Annotated in this window: 16 protein-coding genes; 6 read left to right on the plus strand and 10 right to left on the minus strand. The window is 70.5% G+C overall.

The annotated features are described in order from the left end of the window. Positions 1-149: 149 nt before the first annotated feature. The gene (locus GWK25_RS05865; protein ID WP_215448797.1) at positions 150-1,817 is read right to left on the minus strand and encodes a fumarate hydratase; all 1,668 of its coding nucleotides are present in this window, start codon (positions 1,815-1,817) and stop codon (positions 150-152) included. A gap of 189 nt (positions 1,818-2,006) precedes the next feature. On the opposite strand from GWK25_RS05865, the gene GWK25_RS05870 reads away from it, so the two are divergent. Both GWK25_RS05870 and GWK25_RS05875 read left to right on the plus strand, forming a co-directional pair. Further along, complete coding sequence (locus GWK25_RS05870) at positions 2,007-2,729, plus strand: DUF1707 domain-containing protein (RefSeq protein ID WP_215448798.1); 723 nt, start codon at positions 2,007-2,009, stop codon at positions 2,727-2,729. A 184-nt stretch (positions 2,730-2,913) separates the two neighbouring features. Then, positions 2,914-3,291, plus strand: a complete 378-nt coding sequence (locus GWK25_RS05875; protein ID WP_215448799.1) for a WhiB family transcriptional regulator — start codon at positions 2,914-2,916, stop codon at positions 3,289-3,291. A gap of 90 nt (positions 3,292-3,381) precedes the next feature. Here GWK25_RS05875 and glpX read toward each other — a convergent pair whose 3' ends face one another. After that, positions 3,382-4,416: a class II fructose-bisphosphatase gene (gene glpX, locus GWK25_RS05880; protein WP_184898984.1), complete on the minus strand. Its 1,035-nt coding sequence runs from the start codon at positions 4,414-4,416 to the stop codon at positions 3,382-3,384. Positions 4,417-4,550: 134 nt separating this feature from the next. On the opposite strand from glpX, the gene GWK25_RS05885 reads away from it, so the two are divergent. Then, positions 4,551-5,060 (plus strand): DUF4245 domain-containing protein, encoded by a 510-nt coding sequence (locus GWK25_RS05885; protein ID WP_215457226.1) that lies wholly within the window; start codon positions 4,551-4,553, stop codon positions 5,058-5,060. A gap of 109 nt (positions 5,061-5,169) precedes the next feature. Here the strand turns inward: GWK25_RS05885 and GWK25_RS05890 are convergent, their stop codons facing one another. The 3 genes from GWK25_RS05890 to xseA form a co-directional block, all read right to left on the minus strand. After that, the gene (locus tag GWK25_RS05890; protein ID WP_215448800.1) at positions 5,170-5,760 is read right to left on the minus strand and encodes a malonic semialdehyde reductase; all 591 of its coding nucleotides are present in this window, start codon (positions 5,758-5,760) and stop codon (positions 5,170-5,172) included. A gap of 191 nt (positions 5,761-5,951) precedes the next feature. After that, a complete protein-coding gene (locus GWK25_RS05895; RefSeq protein ID WP_215448801.1) occupies positions 5,952-6,230 on the minus strand; it encodes an exodeoxyribonuclease VII small subunit in 279 nt (92 codons plus the stop codon). A gap of 10 nt (positions 6,231-6,240) precedes the next feature. Further along, positions 6,241-7,491 (minus strand): exodeoxyribonuclease VII large subunit, encoded by a 1,251-nt coding sequence (gene xseA / locus GWK25_RS05900; RefSeq protein ID WP_215448802.1) that lies wholly within the window; start codon positions 7,489-7,491, stop codon positions 6,241-6,243. 282 nt (positions 7,492-7,773) lie between these two features. Here xseA and GWK25_RS05905 point away from each other — a divergent pair, with 282 nt between their 5' ends. After that, positions 7,774-8,784, plus strand: coding sequence for a 4-hydroxy-3-methylbut-2-enyl diphosphate reductase (locus GWK25_RS05905; RefSeq protein ID WP_215448803.1), 1,011 nt, complete (start codon positions 7,774-7,776; stop codon positions 8,782-8,784). A 140-nt stretch (positions 8,785-8,924) separates the two neighbouring features. Next, a complete protein-coding gene (gene ppgK / locus GWK25_RS05910) occupies positions 8,925-9,671 on the plus strand; it encodes a polyphosphate--glucose phosphotransferase (protein ID WP_215448804.1) in 747 nt (248 codons plus the stop codon). Positions 9,672-9,786: 115 nt separating this feature from the next. Here the strand turns inward: ppgK and GWK25_RS05915 are convergent, their stop codons facing one another. Continuing rightward, the gene (locus GWK25_RS05915) at positions 9,787-10,254 is read right to left on the minus strand and encodes a DUF6542 domain-containing protein (RefSeq protein ID WP_215448805.1); all 468 of its coding nucleotides are present in this window, start codon (positions 10,252-10,254) and stop codon (positions 9,787-9,789) included. A gap of 454 nt (positions 10,255-10,708) precedes the next feature. Here GWK25_RS05915 and ychF point away from each other — a divergent pair, with 454 nt between their 5' ends. Beyond that, positions 10,709-11,797: a redox-regulated ATPase YchF gene (gene ychF, locus GWK25_RS05920; protein WP_215448806.1), complete on the plus strand. Its 1,089-nt coding sequence runs from the start codon at positions 10,709-10,711 to the stop codon at positions 11,795-11,797. Positions 11,798-11,927: 130 nt separating this feature from the next. On the opposite strand, the gene GWK25_RS05925 is transcribed toward ychF, so the two are convergent. The 4 genes from GWK25_RS05925 to GWK25_RS05940 all read right to left on the minus strand — a co-directional run bounded on the left by GWK25_RS05925 (position 11,928) and on the right by GWK25_RS05940 (position 15,488). After that, positions 11,928-12,572 (minus strand): TetR/AcrR family transcriptional regulator, encoded by a 645-nt coding sequence (locus GWK25_RS05925; protein ID WP_308404179.1) that lies wholly within the window; start codon positions 12,570-12,572, stop codon positions 11,928-11,930. A gap of 76 nt (positions 12,573-12,648) precedes the next feature. Next, positions 12,649-13,047 carry a PaaI family thioesterase gene (locus GWK25_RS05930; RefSeq protein ID WP_215448807.1) on the minus strand — a complete coding sequence of 133 codons (399 nt, stop codon included), beginning with the start codon at positions 13,045-13,047 and terminating at the stop codon, positions 12,649-12,651. A 72-nt stretch (positions 13,048-13,119) separates the two neighbouring features. Next, the gene (locus GWK25_RS05935; protein WP_215448808.1) at positions 13,120-14,211 is read right to left on the minus strand and encodes an HEXXH motif-containing putative peptide modification protein; all 1,092 of its coding nucleotides are present in this window, start codon (positions 14,209-14,211) and stop codon (positions 13,120-13,122) included. Continuing rightward, positions 14,208-15,488: an FxsB family cyclophane-forming radical SAM/SPASM peptide maturase gene (locus GWK25_RS05940; protein ID WP_215448809.1), complete on the minus strand. Its 1,281-nt coding sequence runs from the start codon at positions 15,486-15,488 to the stop codon at positions 14,208-14,210. The genes GWK25_RS05935 and GWK25_RS05940 overlap by 4 nt, the downstream gene beginning before the upstream one ends. Between the last annotated feature and the right edge of the window lie 30 nt (positions 15,489-15,518).

The raw sequence follows: 15,518 nt of genomic DNA on the forward strand, positions 1-15,518 counted from the left end.
GCCCGTCCGGCGTTCGAGGACGAGGCCGTTCAGGCCGGCACGGGGTCGGGGGCGGAGCCCCGGCTGGGTCGAAGGGGTGCAGCCCCTGGGATGGGACGGGTAGGGGCGGCGGGTGCGGGAATCCTCCTCCCCCCACCGCCCCTCAGGCGCTACGCCAGCCCCGGCCCCCGCACCGGGATCGACGTGAACGTCGGTGCCGGTGCCGGGTCCTTGAAGAAGTCGTTGCCCTTGTCGTCGACGACGATGAACGCCGGGAAGTCCTCGACCTCGATCTTCCAGACCGCCTCCATGCCGAGCTCCTCGTACTCGACGACCTCGACCTTCTTGATGCAGTCCTGCGCGAGGCGCGCGGCGGGACCGCCGATGGAGCCGAGGTAGAACCCGCCGTGCGCCCCGCACGCGTCCGTGACCTGCTGCGACCGGTTGCCCTTCGCCAGCATCACCTTGGAGCCGCCCGCCGCCTGGAACTGCTCCACGTAGGAGTCCATGCGCCCGGCCGTCGTCGGACCGAACGACCCCGACGCGTACCCCTCGGGGGTCTTGGCCGGGCCCGCGTAGTACACCGGGTGGTCCTTCAGGTACTGCGGCATATCCTCGCCCGCGTCGAGGCGCTCCTTGATCTTGGCGTGCGCGATGTCACGCGCCACGACCAGCGGGCCGGAGAGGGACAGGCGGGTCTTGACCGGGTACTTCGTCAGCTCGGCGAGGATCGACTCCATGGGCTGGTTGAGGTCGATCTTGACGACGTCACCGGCCTCGTCGAGGTGCTCGTCCGTCGTCTCCGGCAGGAACCGCGCCGGGTCCGTCTCCAGCTGCTCGAGGAAGACGCCCTCGGCGGTGATCTTCGCTACCGCCTGGCGGTCCGCGGAACACGACACCGCGATCGCGACCGGGCAGGACGCGCCGTGGCGGGGGAGGCGCACCACGCGCACGTCGTGGCAGAAGTACTTGCCGCCGAACTGCGCGCCGATACCGATCTTCTGCGTCAGCTCGAAGACCTTCTCCTCCAGCTCCTTGTCCCGGAAGCCGTGCCCGAGCGGCGACCCCTCGGCGGGGATCTCGTCCAGGTAGTGCGCGGAGGCGTACTTCGCGGTCTTCAGCGCGTACTCGGCGGACGTACCGCCCACGACGATCGCCAGGTGGTAGGGCGGACAGGCGGCCGTGCCCAGCGAACGGATCTTCTCCTCCAGGAACTTCATCATGGAGGCCTCGTTGAGGACGGCCTTCGTCTCCTGGTAGAGGAACGACTTGTTGGCGGAGCCGCCACCCTTGGCCATGAAGAGGAACTTGTACGCGCCGCCGTCGGTCGCGTAGAGCTCGATCTGCGCCGGCAGGTTCGACCCGGTGTTCTTCTCCTCCCACATGGTGAGCGGAGCCATCTGCGAGTAGCGCAGGTTCAGGTTCAGGTACGCGTCGTAGATGCCCTGGGAGAGGGCCCTCTCGTCGCCGCCCTCGGTGAGCACGTTCTGCCCGCGCTTGCCCATCACGATCGCCGTACCGGTGTCCTGGCACATGGGCAGCACACCGGCGGCCGCGATGTTCGCGTTCTTCAGCAGGTCCAGCGCCACGAACTTGTCGTTGCTCGACGCCTCGGGGTCGTCGATGATCCGGCGGAGCTGCGCGAGGTGCGCCGGACGCAGATAGTGCTGGATGTCGTGGATCGCCTCGGCGGCCAGCTTGCGCAGCGCCTCCGGCTCCACCTTGAGGAACGTCCGCCCGTCGGCCTCGAAGGTGGAGACACCCTCGGAGGTCACCAGCCGGTACGGGGTGGTGTCCTCTCCCATGGGGAGCAGATCGGTGTACTCGAACTCAGGCATGTCGCCCATTCCTCACTCGGCACTCGGCGCTCGGCGCTCGACAAGACGGCGCGGCTGGCCTCCATCGGCAGCGTCCACCAGCGTAGAACCTGGCTCGGAGGGCGGGCTTGTGAGGTAAGGCTCAGTTCGTCGGTCCGGAGTTGTCCACACCCCTGGTCGCGATCTATCGCGAGTGGGTACGCTGCTGCCGTGGACCTTCAGAAGCGCCCCACCCAGGAACCGCCGTTGTCCGCCGCCGAGCTGCGCGCCTCCGACGCCGACCGCGACCGGATCGCCGACCTCCTGCGCGACGCCCTCGCCGAGGGCCGCCTCACCGCCGACGAGCACGCCGAGCGGGTCGAGGGCGTGCTCGCCGCGAGGACGGTGGGCGAGCTGGACGTCTTCGTACGGGACCTGCCGGCCGGTCAGGCCCGCAAGGCGGGCCCGGTGTACGTGCCGCCCGTCTCCTCCGTGCCCAACCGGCCGACGCCCGGCGCCATCCCCGTCGACCCCGACGACCGTCTGGTCGCCGTCTTCAGCGCCTCCACGCGCAAGGGCCGCTGGCGGCCCGGCCGCCGTATCCACGCCTACGCGATATTCGGCAGCGTCGAGCTGGACCTGAGCGAGGCGCTCTTCGAGCACCGCCAGGTGATGATCAAGTCGATATCCGTCTTCGGCAGCGTGGAGATCCGCGTCCCGGAGAACGTCTCGCTGCGGGGCAGCGGCGGCGCCATCCTCGGTGACTTCACGGTGGACGCGCTGGATTCGGGCGAGACCGACGCCCCCGTCGTCTACGTGGACGGGCTGGCGGTCCTCGGGAGCGTCGAGGCCAAGCCCAAGCGGGGGAAGGTGATCGCGGACCTCCTCGGCCGGGTCACCGACCACGTGGCCCGCAAGGTCGACGACCATTTGCGCAAACGCATGGATCGTTGACGCTTGTGAATTCGACCACGCCCGGACAGCCCCGAAGGGATCCGATCCGGTGGTGATCCGGTGGTGACCACGCGGTGTTGACAGCGAATTCCAGCGGTTCGGGACTCAGTGCATAGGCCCGCGCACAGCGGGTATCCCTTGCTGCATCGTCTCTCGCTCGCGAAGCCGTCGTCAGGAGTAGACCGTGCTGCATCCGCCGCATTCGTCCCTGCAGGTCGCTGCTGTACCGCCCCAGCGGGTGCCAGTGCGAGACAGGGACCAGGAAGCCCCGTGGCACACGGAGGCCGTGTGCCGGCGTGACGAGGCCGGGCTGTTCTTCGCCCCCTCCAAGGAACCCACCGCGTCCCGGCTCTCCCGCGAGGAAGCCGCCAAGCGGGTCTGTGCCCGCTGCCCCGTCATGGTCGAGTGCCGGGAACACGCACTCCTGCAACCCGAGCCCTACGGCGTCTGGGGCGGCCTCACCGCCGCCGAACGCCGGGTGGTGCTGGCCCGCAGGCGCCGCCGCGACCTCGAACTGCAGAAGGCCGCGCGGGCGAACGGGACGATAGCGGCGGCGGGTTGACCCCGCCGACACCGTAGAGGGCGCCTTCTCCGCACAAGAGGGCGCCCTGTCCGTGTGGAGGGGCAGCGCCCCGTCAGGGGCGAGCTCGACCTACTTGGCCTTCTCGAAGTCGATCGAGCTGTAGGCCCGCAGCTTGCTCAGCCGGTGCGTCGAATCGATCCGCCGCACCGTCCCCGACTTGGACCGCATCACGATCGAGTCGGTGGTGGCGGTCTCCGAGCGGTACCGCACCCCGCGCAGCAACTCACCGTCGGTGATCCCCGTGGCCACGAAGAACACGTTCTCCCCGGACACCAGGTCGTCGGTCGTCAGCACCCGGTCGAGGTCGTGCCCCGCGTCGATCGCCCGCTGCCGCTCCGCGTCGTCCTTCGGCCACAACTTGCCCTGGATCGTGCCGCCGAGGCACTTCACCGCGCAGGCCGAGATGATGCCCTCGGGCGTACCGCCCACCCCGAGCAGCAGGTCGACGCCCGTACCCTCGCGCAGCGCGAGGATCGAGCCGGCGACGTCACCGTCGGAGATCAGCTTGATCCGCGCCCCGGCCTCCCGGATCTCCTTGATGATCCCCTCGTGCCGGGGCCGGTCCAGGATGACCACGGTCACATCGTCCGGCGCGGACCGCTTGGCCTTCGCCACCCGGCGGATGTTCACCGAGATCGGCGCGTCGATGTCGACGAAGTCGGCCGCCTCGGGCCCGGTGACCAGCTTGTCCATGTAGAAGACGGCCGAGGGGTCGAACATCGTGCCCCGGTCGGCCGCCGCCAGTACGGCGATCGCGTTCGTCATGCCCTTGGCCGTCAGCGTCGTGCCGTCGATCGGGTCCACGGCGATGTCGCACTCCGGGCCGGTGCCGTCACCGACGCGCTCGCCGTTGAAGAGCATCGGAGCCTCGTCCTTCTCGCCCTCCCCGATCACGACGACACCGTTCATCGACACGGTGGAGACGAGGGTCCGCATGGCGCGCACGGCCGCTCCGTCCGCCCCGTTCTTGTCCCCGCGGCCGACCCAGCGGCCCGCGGCCATCGCGGCCGCCTCGGTCACCCGTACGAGTTCCAGGGCGAGGTTGCGGTCAGGGGCTTCGGAGGGGACTTCGAGCTCGGACGGCAGATGATGGTTCTCGGTCATCGGAGCGCACCTTTCTGATACGACGACGGCCGGATGAGGGTTCCGCCCGACTCTATCGTCAGTTCGACAGAATGAGCAGGGGACCCCACGGATGAGCAGACCAGGGCACCTGCGACGATGAGGGCGTGGCAGGTATGAAAGGCAAGCAGACCGTTCGCGACATGGTCCTCTCCCTGGGGCTCATCGTGCTGGCGGCATGGGTCATCTATCTCTTCATCCCGCATGACGAGACCGAGCAGGAGCCCAAGCGCGTCGACTACCGCGTCGAACTGCTGACGGCACGTCGCGCGGCGTCCTATCCGGTGGCCGCGCCCGAGGGTCTGCCCGCCGCCTGGAAGGCGACCTCCGTCCGCTTCCAGGGCGACGAGTCCGACCGGTGGCACCTCGGGTTCCACGACCCCGACGGGCGGTACGTGGGGATCGAGCAGTCCGCCGAGAAGCCGTCCCGGTTCATCGCGGACGCCACGCAGGACGCGAAGAAGACCGGGACCACGCAGGAGATCGGCGACGAGACCTGGACCCGCTACGAGGGCGACCGCTACGACGCCCTGGTCCTGGAGGGCTCGAACTCCACCACGGTGGTCACCGGCTCCGCGTCCTTCGCCCAACTGACGAAGATGGCCGAGGCGCTCAGGACGGAGTGACCGGCGCGGAGCGACGCCCTCGGGGCGGAGCGGCCGCGCCCCCGGTGGGACGAGACGTGCGAAGGGCCCCGGCGTGCGCCGGGGCCCTTCGTCATGGCTGCGGTGGGCCTCAGACCGTGGTGACGACGTGGTCGTAGTCCAGGCGCGGGGAGCGCGGGTAGGACGCGCCCTCGCCCGGCCGGCCGATGTTGACGATCATCAGCGGAGTGTGGTCGTCGTCCAGGAACTCCTTCTGGACACCGGCGAAGTCGAAGCCCGTCATCGGACCGGCGGCCAGACCGGCGGCGCGGACGCCGATGATGAAGTACGCGGCCTGGAGGGCGGCGTTCATCCCGGCCGCGGACTCACGGGCCGCGCGCTCGGCGAAGAAGAGGTCCTTGGCCTGCGGGAACGCCGGGAACAGGGTGGGCAGTTCCTCGTGGAACTCGTTGTCCGCGGCGAGGATCGCGACCAGCGGGGCGGTCGCCGTCTTGCCCTGGTTGCCCTCGGACATGTACGGCACGAGACGCGCGCGAGCCTCGGCGGAGCGGACCAGGACGATGCGCAGCGGCGTCTGGTTGAAGGCCGTCGGGCCGTACTTGACCAGGTCGTAGATCGCCTGCACCTGCTCCTCGCTCACCGGCTCGTCGGTGAACGTGTTGGCGGTGTGGGCCTCACGGAACAGCAGGTCCTGGGCGGCGGGGTCGAGAACGAGCGACATGGGACAACCTTCGTGCGTCGGGCGGTGCGAGGTGTACGCCCCCACCGTACGACAGAGAAATTCAACTTTCAATCAAAGCGGGTCCCGGTGAGCCGCTTCACAGTGGCTCCGCAGGTGAGAACGGTGACTCACCAGGTCGGACAGTGGCTCCGCCGGCGAGAGGTGTTTCCGTGAGAACCGTCAGGACGAGGTCAGCCGGACTCGGCGTCCCCTTCGCTCTCCTCGCCCTCCGCCAGCGCCGCGTCCAGCCGCGCTCGCGCCCCGTCGAGCCAGCGTCGGCAGACCTTGGCCAGCTCCTCGCCCCGCTCCCAGAGGGCGAGGGACTCCTCCAGCGTCGTACCGCCCGCCTCCAGGCGCCGGACGACCTCGATCAGCTCGTCCCGCGCCTGCTCGTACCCGAGGGCGCGGTCGGCCTCCGAGACCCCGGCGGCCTCGGTCGTCCCCTCGGCCTCACTCACGTTGCTGGTCATACGGCCCACCCTATGCGTCCCCTCCGACAGTGCCGGTCTCCTGTCCGGCCCCCGCTCCGTCGACCCGGACGGCGAACTCGCCCTCGGCCACCCGCGCCCGCAACGGCTCTTCCGGCCCCACCTCGCCGGGGGCGCGGACCACATGCCCGTCCGCCTTCTGCAGCACCGCGTACCCCCGCCGGAGCGTCGCCGCGGGGGAGAGGGCCACCACGCGCGCGTGCGTGTGCGTCAACTCCGAGGAGGCGCGGTCCAGATGGTGCCCGAGGCAGCGGCGCCCCCGGTCGAGCAACGACGCCACATGGTCGGCGCGTTCGTCGATCATGCGGTGCGGGTCCTCCATCGAGGGACGGGCCAGCGCGTGGGCCAGCCCCCGCTCCTCCCGTTCCACGAACGCCTGCACGCACCGCCGCGCCCGGTCCCGCAGCCAGCGCACCCGCTCGTACTCCTCGCCCACGTCCGGCACGACCTTCTTGGCCGCGTCGGTGGGCGTGGACGCGCGCAGGTCCGCCACGTAGTCCAGCAACGGGGTGTCCGGCTCGTGCCCGATCGCCGACACCACCGGCGTACGACAGGCCGCGACCGCCCGTACGAGCTGCTCGTCGGAGAACGGCAGCAGGTCCTCCACGCTGCCACCGCCGCGCGCCACCACGATGACGTCCACGTCCTCCATCGCGTCCAGCTCCTTCACCGCCTGCACGACCTGCGGCACCGCGTGCACGCCCTGCACGGGGACGTTGCGCACCTCGAAGCGGACGGCCGGCCAGCGGTGCCGGGCGTTCTCCAGCACGTCCCGCTCGGCGGCCGAGGCGCGGCCGCACACGAGGCCGATGAGCTGCGGCAGGAAGGGCAGCGGCTTCTTCCGCTCGGGCGCGAAGAGCCCCTCGCCGGCCAGCGACTTCTTCAACTGTTCCAGCCGGGCGAGCAGTTCGCCGACCCCGACCGGCTTTATCTCGGTGGCCCGCAACGACAGCTGCCCGCGCGGCGCGTACCACTCCGGCTTGGCCAGGACGACGACCCGGGCGCCCTCGCTCACGACGTCGGCCACCGCGTCGAACACCTGGCGGTAGCAGGTGACGCCCACGGAGATGTCGTGCGACGGGTCCCGCAGCGTGAGGAACACGACGCCGGCGCCCGGGCGCCGCGACAGCTGGGTGATCTGCCCCTCCACCCACACCGCGCCGAGCCGGTCGATCCAGCCGCCGATGAGGCGGGAGACCTCGCCGACGGGGAGGGGGGATTCGGCGGACGTGTTCAAAGCCATGCGGCCGAGCGTAGCGGGGGGTACGGACAAAGCCGCCGCACAGCTCGGGGGTTCGCGTGCGCCGGCGGGTGCGGGTGGTCCGTGGCCGCTCGCGCAGTTCGCAGCGCCCCTGGAAAACCAGGCCCCTGCGGGCCTGAAAAAGCACGGGGCGCAGCCCCGCTTTCTCAGGGGCGCGGGGAACTGCGCGAGAAGCCCCACCGGCCCGCACCCGCCGGCGCACAGGCACCCCCACCCCCTCCCGCGCTCCCCGTCGGACAAGGCCCCGCCAGGGAACCCCCTACGATGGAAGACATGACCGCTTCGCCTGGCCGCCGCCGTGTCCTCCTCGCCGCCCCGCGCGGCTACTGCGCGGGTGTCGACCGCGCGGTGATCGCCGTCGAGAAGGCCCTGGAGCAGTACGGGGCCCCGATCTACGTCCGTCACGAGATCGTCCACAACAAGTACGTCGTGCAGACGCTGGAGAAGAAGGGCGCCATCTTCGTCGAGCAGACGGAGGAGGTCCCCGAGGGCAACATCGTCATGTTCTCGGCCCACGGCGTCGCCCCGACCGTCCACGAAGAGGCCGCGCGCGGCAAGCTCGCCACCATCGACGCGACCTGCCCGCTGGTCACCAAGGTCCACAAGGAAGCGATCCGGTACGCCAACGAGGACTTCGACATCCTCCTGATCGGGCACGAAGGACACGAAGAGGTCATCGGGACCTCGGGCGAGGCGCCCGACCACATCCAGCTGGTCGACGGCCCCGAGGACGTCGCCAAGGTCGAGGTCCGCGATCCGTCCAAGATCGTCTGGCTCTCCCAGACCACCCTGTCCGTCGACGAGACGATGGAGACCGTCGGGGCGCTCAAGGAGAAGTTCCCGCTGCTCGTCTCGCCGCCCAGCGACGACATCTGCTACGCCACGCAGAACCGTCAGCTCGCCGTGAAGCAGATGGGCGCCCAGGCGGAGCTGGTCATCGTGGTCGGCTCCCGCAACTCCTCCAACTCGGTCCGCCTCGTCGAGGTGGCCAAGCTCGCCGGCTCCCGCGAGGCGTACCTCGTGGACTTCGCCAGCGAGATCGACGAGGCCTGGCTGGAGGGCGTGGAGACCGTCGGCGTCACCTCGGGCGCCTCGGTGCCGGAGGTCCTCGTCGAGGAGGTCCTGGAGTGGCTGTCCCAGCGCGGCTACGAGGACGTCGAACTGGTGAAGGCCGCCGAGGAGTCGATCACCTTCTCCCTGCCGAAGGAGCTCCGCCGCGACCTGCGCGAGGAGGCGGCCTCCCTGGTCGCCGAGCGCACCGGCCAGGGCTCCTGACCCTCCGCACGCGCGCGTACGGCCCCGGGACGTGAAGGTTCCGGGGCCGTACCCGTTCGGGGACGTGAGGATTCCGGCCCCCGGCGGCGGTCGCCCACCTCATGAGCGTGACTGTCAGTCGTACGACGTAACGTAGGGCCATGCACATCTTCGGCGTGGACATCGGCGGTTCCGGGATCAAGGGCGCTCCCGTGGACCTGGACCTGGGCGACCTGGCGGACGAGCGGTACAAGGTGCTGACCCCGCACCCGGCGACGCCCGACGCGGTGGCCGACGGGGTCAAGGAGGTCGTCGGCCACTTCGGCTGGACCGGTCCGGTCGGCATCACCTTCCCCGGCGTGGTCACGGGCGGTTCCACGATCCGTACGGCGGCCAACGTCGACAAGAGCTGGATCGACGTGGACGCACGCGCGCTGCTGAGCGAGCGGATCGGCGGGCTGCCGGTGACGGTGGTGAACGACGCGGACGCGGCGGGCGTGGCCGAGGTGCAGTTCGGCGCCGGGCGCGACCGCCGGGGCACGGTCATCCTGCTCACCTTCGGCACGGGCATCGGCAGCGCCGTCTTCTCCGACGGGGTCCTCGTCCCGAACACGGAGCTCGGCCACCTGGAGCTGCACGGCCACGACGCCGAGACCCGCGCCTCCACCAAGGCCAAGGAGGACCACGAGCTGACGTGGGAGCACTGGGCCAAGCGCGTCACCAAGTACCTCGCGCACGTCGAGATGCTCTTCTCACCCGAACTCTTCATCATCGGCGGCGGCGTCAGCCGCAAGTCCGCGAAGTTCCTCCACCTCATCGAGGGCATCAGGGCGGAGATCGTCCCGGCCCAGCTGCAGAACAACGCGGGCATCGTGGGAGCGGCGATGAGAGCGGCAAAGGCCGAGTAACGAAAGGAGGCCCACACCTCCTGACTTACGCCGGCACCCCAAGGGGCGCGAGGAATGGCGCGACCGGCCCCGACGGCGCCGCACAACCCCCGGACCCGGCCCTCGCGCGGAGCGCTCAGCGACCTCGGGGGGCCGTGCGGTGCGGCTGTGCCGGAGGCCTCGGCGTCCGGGGGCCCACGGGCCGGCGGTCGTAGGGGGACCGGTCCCGCTCGGCGGCCCGGCGGGACATCAGCCGCAGCTTGCGCACGGTCACGATGACCCCGGCGACGAGCGTGCCGCCGTACAGCCAGCCGGCCTGCATGGCGAGGGCGGTGACCAGGGCCATCAGATGCCCCCCGAGCCCGCCTTCGCCCTCGGCGAGCAGCGGCAGCCCCACCGCGAAGGCGATCGGCACGACGACGGGCGCGCTCGCCAGGTCACCGGGCCGCACCCACCCCGCCCCCAACATGCTGACCAGCAGGAACAGCACGCCGTACACGGTGGCGGACGAACCGATCAGCAGCCGGTCCAGACCAGCCAGCACGAACATGGACACCCCGCAGAACAACCCGCAGCCCAGCCCGGTGAGGCGCGGCTCCGGCATCCGACGCACGGCCCGGCGGGCGCTCCGTACGGCTCGCGCGATGCTCCGCACCGCTCGGACCGGAGGCGGTACGGGCCCGCGCGCGACCGGAGCACGCCGCGGCGCCCCCGCGCCGGGACCCCGGCCCCCTCTGCCGCCCTGCGGCGGAAGCGGAGAGGCGCCGCGGCGCGGCACGGTCCGAGAGGGCTGCGGAGGGTACGTCCGTTGCTGCTGGTCCACTCGCCCAACCTAGGTCGGTTAATGTGCCGAATGGGTTCACAGACACGCCGTCGAGCGGACCTTGGCCAAGCGTTCGATACCTCGCCGGGGCGGGTGCCGGTAAGCCGTAAACTGGGGGATCGGCCGGCCTTCCGGCCGCTGGGGCACGATCCGCCGGACAGGCTCCGGGCCGGCCCCAGGCCCAGCCGCTCCAGCCCCGGCCGCCTGGCCCTCCTACGTACGGGAAGTCGCAAACGTGTCGCTCACGATCGGAATCGTCGGTCTGCCCAACGTCGGCAAGTCGACCCTGTTCAACGCCCTGACCAAGAACGACGTGCTGGCGGCCAACTACCCGTTCGCCACGATCGAGCCGAACGTCGGCGTCGTGGGCGTCCCGGACGAGCGCCTGACGAAGCTCGCCGAGATCTTCAGCTCGCAGAAGATCCTCCCGGCGACGGTCGACTTCGTCGACATCGCGGGCATCGTGCGCGGCGCCAGCGAGGGCGAGGGCCTCGGCAACAAGTTCCTCGCGAACATCCGCGAGTCGGACGCGATCTGCCAGGTCATCCGTGCCTTCCAGGACGAGAACGTCGTCCACGTCGACGGCAAGGTCTCGCCCAAGGACGACATCGAGACGATCAACACCGAGCTGATCCTCGCCGACCTGCAGACCATCGAGAAGGTTCTGCCGCGTCTGGCGAAGGAGTCGCGCATCAAGAAGGACATCGCGCCGAAGGTCGCCGCCGTCGAGGCCGCCAAGGAGATCCTGGAGAAGGGCGACACCCTCTTCTCGCAGGGCATCGTGCAGGGCTCCGGCAACGAGGAGCTCCTCCACGACCTGCACCTGCTCACCACCAAGCCGTTCCTCTACGTCTTCAACGTCGACGAGGACGAGCTGACCGACGAGGACTTCAAGAACGAGCAGCGCGCGCTGGTCGCCCCGGCCGAGGCGATCTTCCTCAACGCCAAGCTGGAGGCGGACCTCGCCGAGCTGGACGAGGCGGACGCGATGGAGCTCCTGGAGTCGGTCGGCGCGGAGGAGCCGGGCCTCGCCACCCTCGCCCGGGTCGGCTTCGACACCCTGGGCCTGCAGACCTACCTCACGGCCGGCCCCAAGGAGTCCCGCGCCTGGACGATCAAGAAGGGTGCGACGGCTCCCGAGGCGGCCGGCGTGATCCACACCGACTTCCAGAAGGGCTTCATCAAGGCGGAGGTCATCTCCTTCGCCGACCTGGTCGAGACCGGCTCGGTGGCCGAGGCCCGCGCCAAGGGCAAGGCCCGCATGGAGGGCAAGGACTACGTCATGCAGGACGGCGACGTCGTCGAATTCCGCTTCAACGTGTGATCGACTCGCTGCTCTCGGGCAGTGATGTCGGGACGCAGGTCACAAGGGCTGGGCTCCGGCCGGCTCAGCTCTTCCGCCTTCCCGTGCCGACTCGGCGTCGGCTCCCGGCCGCACGTCGCCGCCTGATCGTTCAGCCCGGCTGTGTCACGTCGGCCGTCGAGGGTCTGAGCGTGCGGGACGCGGTGAGCAGAGCGCCGTGGACGGCCGAGGACGCCGCCCGTCCGATGTAGCGGTCGCTGTCGGGAGGCCACACATCGCGCTCCTGGTGGATCAGAAGAGAAACCGCTCCGTGCACGGCGGCACACAACACTCGGGCGGTTTCGGTGCTGCTCGTCACAGGCACTCCCGCATCCCGGCAGGCGATGACCTTCTCCCGGAAATAGCGGAAGCACGCGTCCTCGTTCCGGCGGCTGGCTTCGGTGGCCTCACCGTCCATCACGAGTCGGTACTGGGAAGGATGCCGAAGTCCGAAAGCGATGTAGGCGACGCAGGTCTCGTAGAGCGCCGTCACGGGATCCGGGATTCTCCGGGACACCGCTTCCAGTTCGGCGAACATCGAGCTCCACACACGCAGGCACGTCGCATGGACCAGTTCCCTCTTCGAGGCGAAGTGGAGGTAGACGGACGGCGGGCTGACTCCCGCTCTCGTCGCTACCGCACGAATCGTCAGAGCGTCGGCGCCTCCGGCTTCCAGCAGCTGATCGGCGATGTCGAGAAGCTGGTCGCGGAGCAGACCGCCCTGGCCCTTGGCGGCGCGCACCCGGGAACCGGTCACGGATGCGAGCCTTCGCGAGCAGGTTCCCGTACGCAGGTGACGGAACCTCGATGTCCTGACGGTGCGTGACCGGGCATCACGACGCCTTCGGTCGGACGGTGGCGATCACCTGGGTCACCCGGGTGCACAGTTCACCTTCGGCGTCATGAATGTCGACCTCGATGACCGTGTTGCGCCCCACGCGCAAGGGGCGAGCAGTCGCGACGACGCTCGTGTGTGCGGGCCGCAGGAAATGCGTGCTCGACTCCACGGTGGCCGGCGCGGTGCCGACCGGACCGTTGAGGGCGGCGCACACGGCGGCGCACACATCGGCGAGCCCCATCAACGCCCCTCCGTGGAGGCCGCCGCCCACCGTGGAAAGGGACAGATCGTGCGCGAGTCCCGCTCGAACGCAGGCTGGCGCGATCTCCTGGAACTCGACTCCGAGCGTCTTGGCGTACGGCGCGAGCGCGTAGACGTCTTCGGCTGTGGCCACAGGGGGCTCCCCTCCGGGTTAGTGGCGATAACTTATCGCTGTTAACTCATAGGGGCAACGGTGAGGTCGGATTCATCGGCCGGGTAGCGCCCCCGTCGGCACGGGCGGACGGCGCACGGCCTCGCGCAGCTCCGTCACGAACCGCTCGCCCACGGGCAGGAGTTCACCGCTCGCGAGCAGCGTGTGGGCGGCCGCATCGGTGTGCCCACGCCAGGTGTCGTACTCGCGACGGGCACGCTCGCCTCCCGTCCCGGAGGCGAGTTCGGTGCGCCAGAAGTCCGTCACGCCCAGGTGCGCGTACGTCCCCTGGAGCAGCGCTCCGGCGGGCCGCTGATCAGGGCGCCACGGTGCGTGGTAGCGGGCCTCCGTCGGCGGACCGTGCAGCGGCAGCAGGTCGAGCAGCGCGCCGAGTTGGACATGCAGAAACTCGTGCACGAGGGTCAGCGCGAGAAGTACCGGGTCGTCGGGGAGGGAGGCGGCGACGGCTCCGAAGGCGCGACGGGCTGCCGAGCTCACCTCGGTGCCGTCGGGGTGGGGAAGCAGCGGCACCACTGTGGTCAGGCCGGCGGCGATGGTCTGGGCGTGCCAGGGGTGCCGCCGCACGAGCACGGTCCAGGCCGCGTCCAGTGCTCGTGTCCACTCCCTGACCTGCCCGGGGCAGAGGGGCTCGGCGAGTTCGTGCCCGTGCGACTCACGGAAGGGGCCCTGGTCGGCGAGCCGCAGTTCGAGTGCCGCGCCGTCACAGACGGCTTCGACGCGGTGCCACGCTCGTCGGCCAGGGTCCACCATCAGCTGTTCCAGCCACCGCAGATCCACAGGCACCCCGCGCTCCAGCGCGACGAGAGCGCGGTTCAGACCCTCGTCCAGATAGGGATACAGCATGACCTCGCGCCAGGCCGCGCGGTCCCGCCGGTTCAGTTCGGCCAGGCCGCGGTACACCGCCACCGCGGCGCGTTCGTCCGGATGCCCGTGCGCCGCCTGACGCAGCGCCCGCACCATCAGCATGCGTTTGCTCAGTTGCCCGCTCTGCAGCAGGCCCACGGCGGACGCACCACCACGGGCGCGGGCCAGCGCCGTGAAGACGGGGGCGGGCACGGTGTGCGGGACGAGATCCTGGCCGGGGCGTGGTGCGACACCAGCCCCCTGGTCCGTCGCTGCTCTCATCGGGTCGCCTTCCGCCGGGGCACGGTCAGCGCGGCGACGTCCTGGCGCAGCCGGGCGCCGATGTGGTCGACCAGGACCGCCAGGTCGTCGCAGTACACGGAGGGCGCCGAGAAGACCGGTGCGGCTCCGGGAAAGTATCTGTGGGCGTACAGGCCGCCGCCGCACACGCGGGAGCGGGTGCAGGAGCGGCAGACCGGGCCGAGCCCGCTCAGCCCTCGCTGCCGGGCGCGGAAGGCGGGATGCGCGGCGGCGTCGGCGAAGGTGTCGCGGAACACGTGCAACCCGGTCTCGGGGGCCCCGGGGTAGCTGACCTTGAGAGAGTCGGCCTGTTCGATCGCCCCGTCGGTCTCGACGACGACGAGGTCGACGGGCGTGAGTCCGACCACCTCGCTGCGGGCGGTTCCGCCCAGCAGCAACACCATGATCTCCTCGAACAGCCGGATGCCGGTTTCCCTGCGCGGGGCGCCGTACCAGCGGTCGAAGACCGCGCACAGCCAGTCGGCGTACGGGGTGGCGCGCGCGGCCGTGCCCGGCGCGGGCGGCGCCGAGGGCGGGGCGATCCGCGTGTCGAGGCCGGGCGGCGGAGCCTGCCAGGTCCCGTGCGGGAGTAAGAGGTCCAGCCGGGGGGGAGCGAACCGCAGGAGCGCGTCATACGTCTCCAGCGGGTCGGTGCTGGCGTCGATCACGCACAACAGGCCGGCGAACAGGTGCCGGTGGGCCGGTTCCGTCAGCAGTTCGAGCGCGCGGGCGGTGGCGGCGTGACTGCCTTTTCCATCGGCCCGCCGTCGATGCAGGTCGTGTCCTGCGGGTGTGCCGTCCAGGCTCACCCCGATCCGGACCGCGTGACGGTCGAGTACGGGGAGCAGTCGCGGGTCCTCGGCGAGCCGGATGCCGTTGGTCTGCAGGGAGAAGCGCGGCGTGGCGATCCCGGCCAGGGCATCCGTGACCGTCCCGAGGAGATCTTCCAGGTACTGCGCTCCGACCAACAGGGGCTCGCCGCCGTGCAGCACCACATGCACCTCGGAGAGCGCGTGCTCCGTGGCGTGTTCGGCCATCAGCCGCGACGCCCGCCGTACCGTCGCCGGAGCCATGCTCCTCGGCCGTTGCCGCCAACTCTGGTCGGCCGCCTCGTACATGTAGCAGTAGGTGCAGGCCAGATTGCACCGGCTGTGCACCTTCAGCAGGAACTGCCGGAAGGGCACGGCCTCCGTCCCGCTGTCCGGCCAGGAGGGCGCGGAGGGTGCGGCGGGTGGGGCGTTGGTGGCGGACATCGGCATCGATCGCTCTGCTACGGCGGCGGAGGAAAG

Origin of the sequence: Streptomyces sp. ATCC 21386 (assembly GCF_018728545.1) — a bacterium.
Lineage (GTDB): Bacteria > Actinomycetota > Actinomycetes > Streptomycetales > Streptomycetaceae > Streptomyces.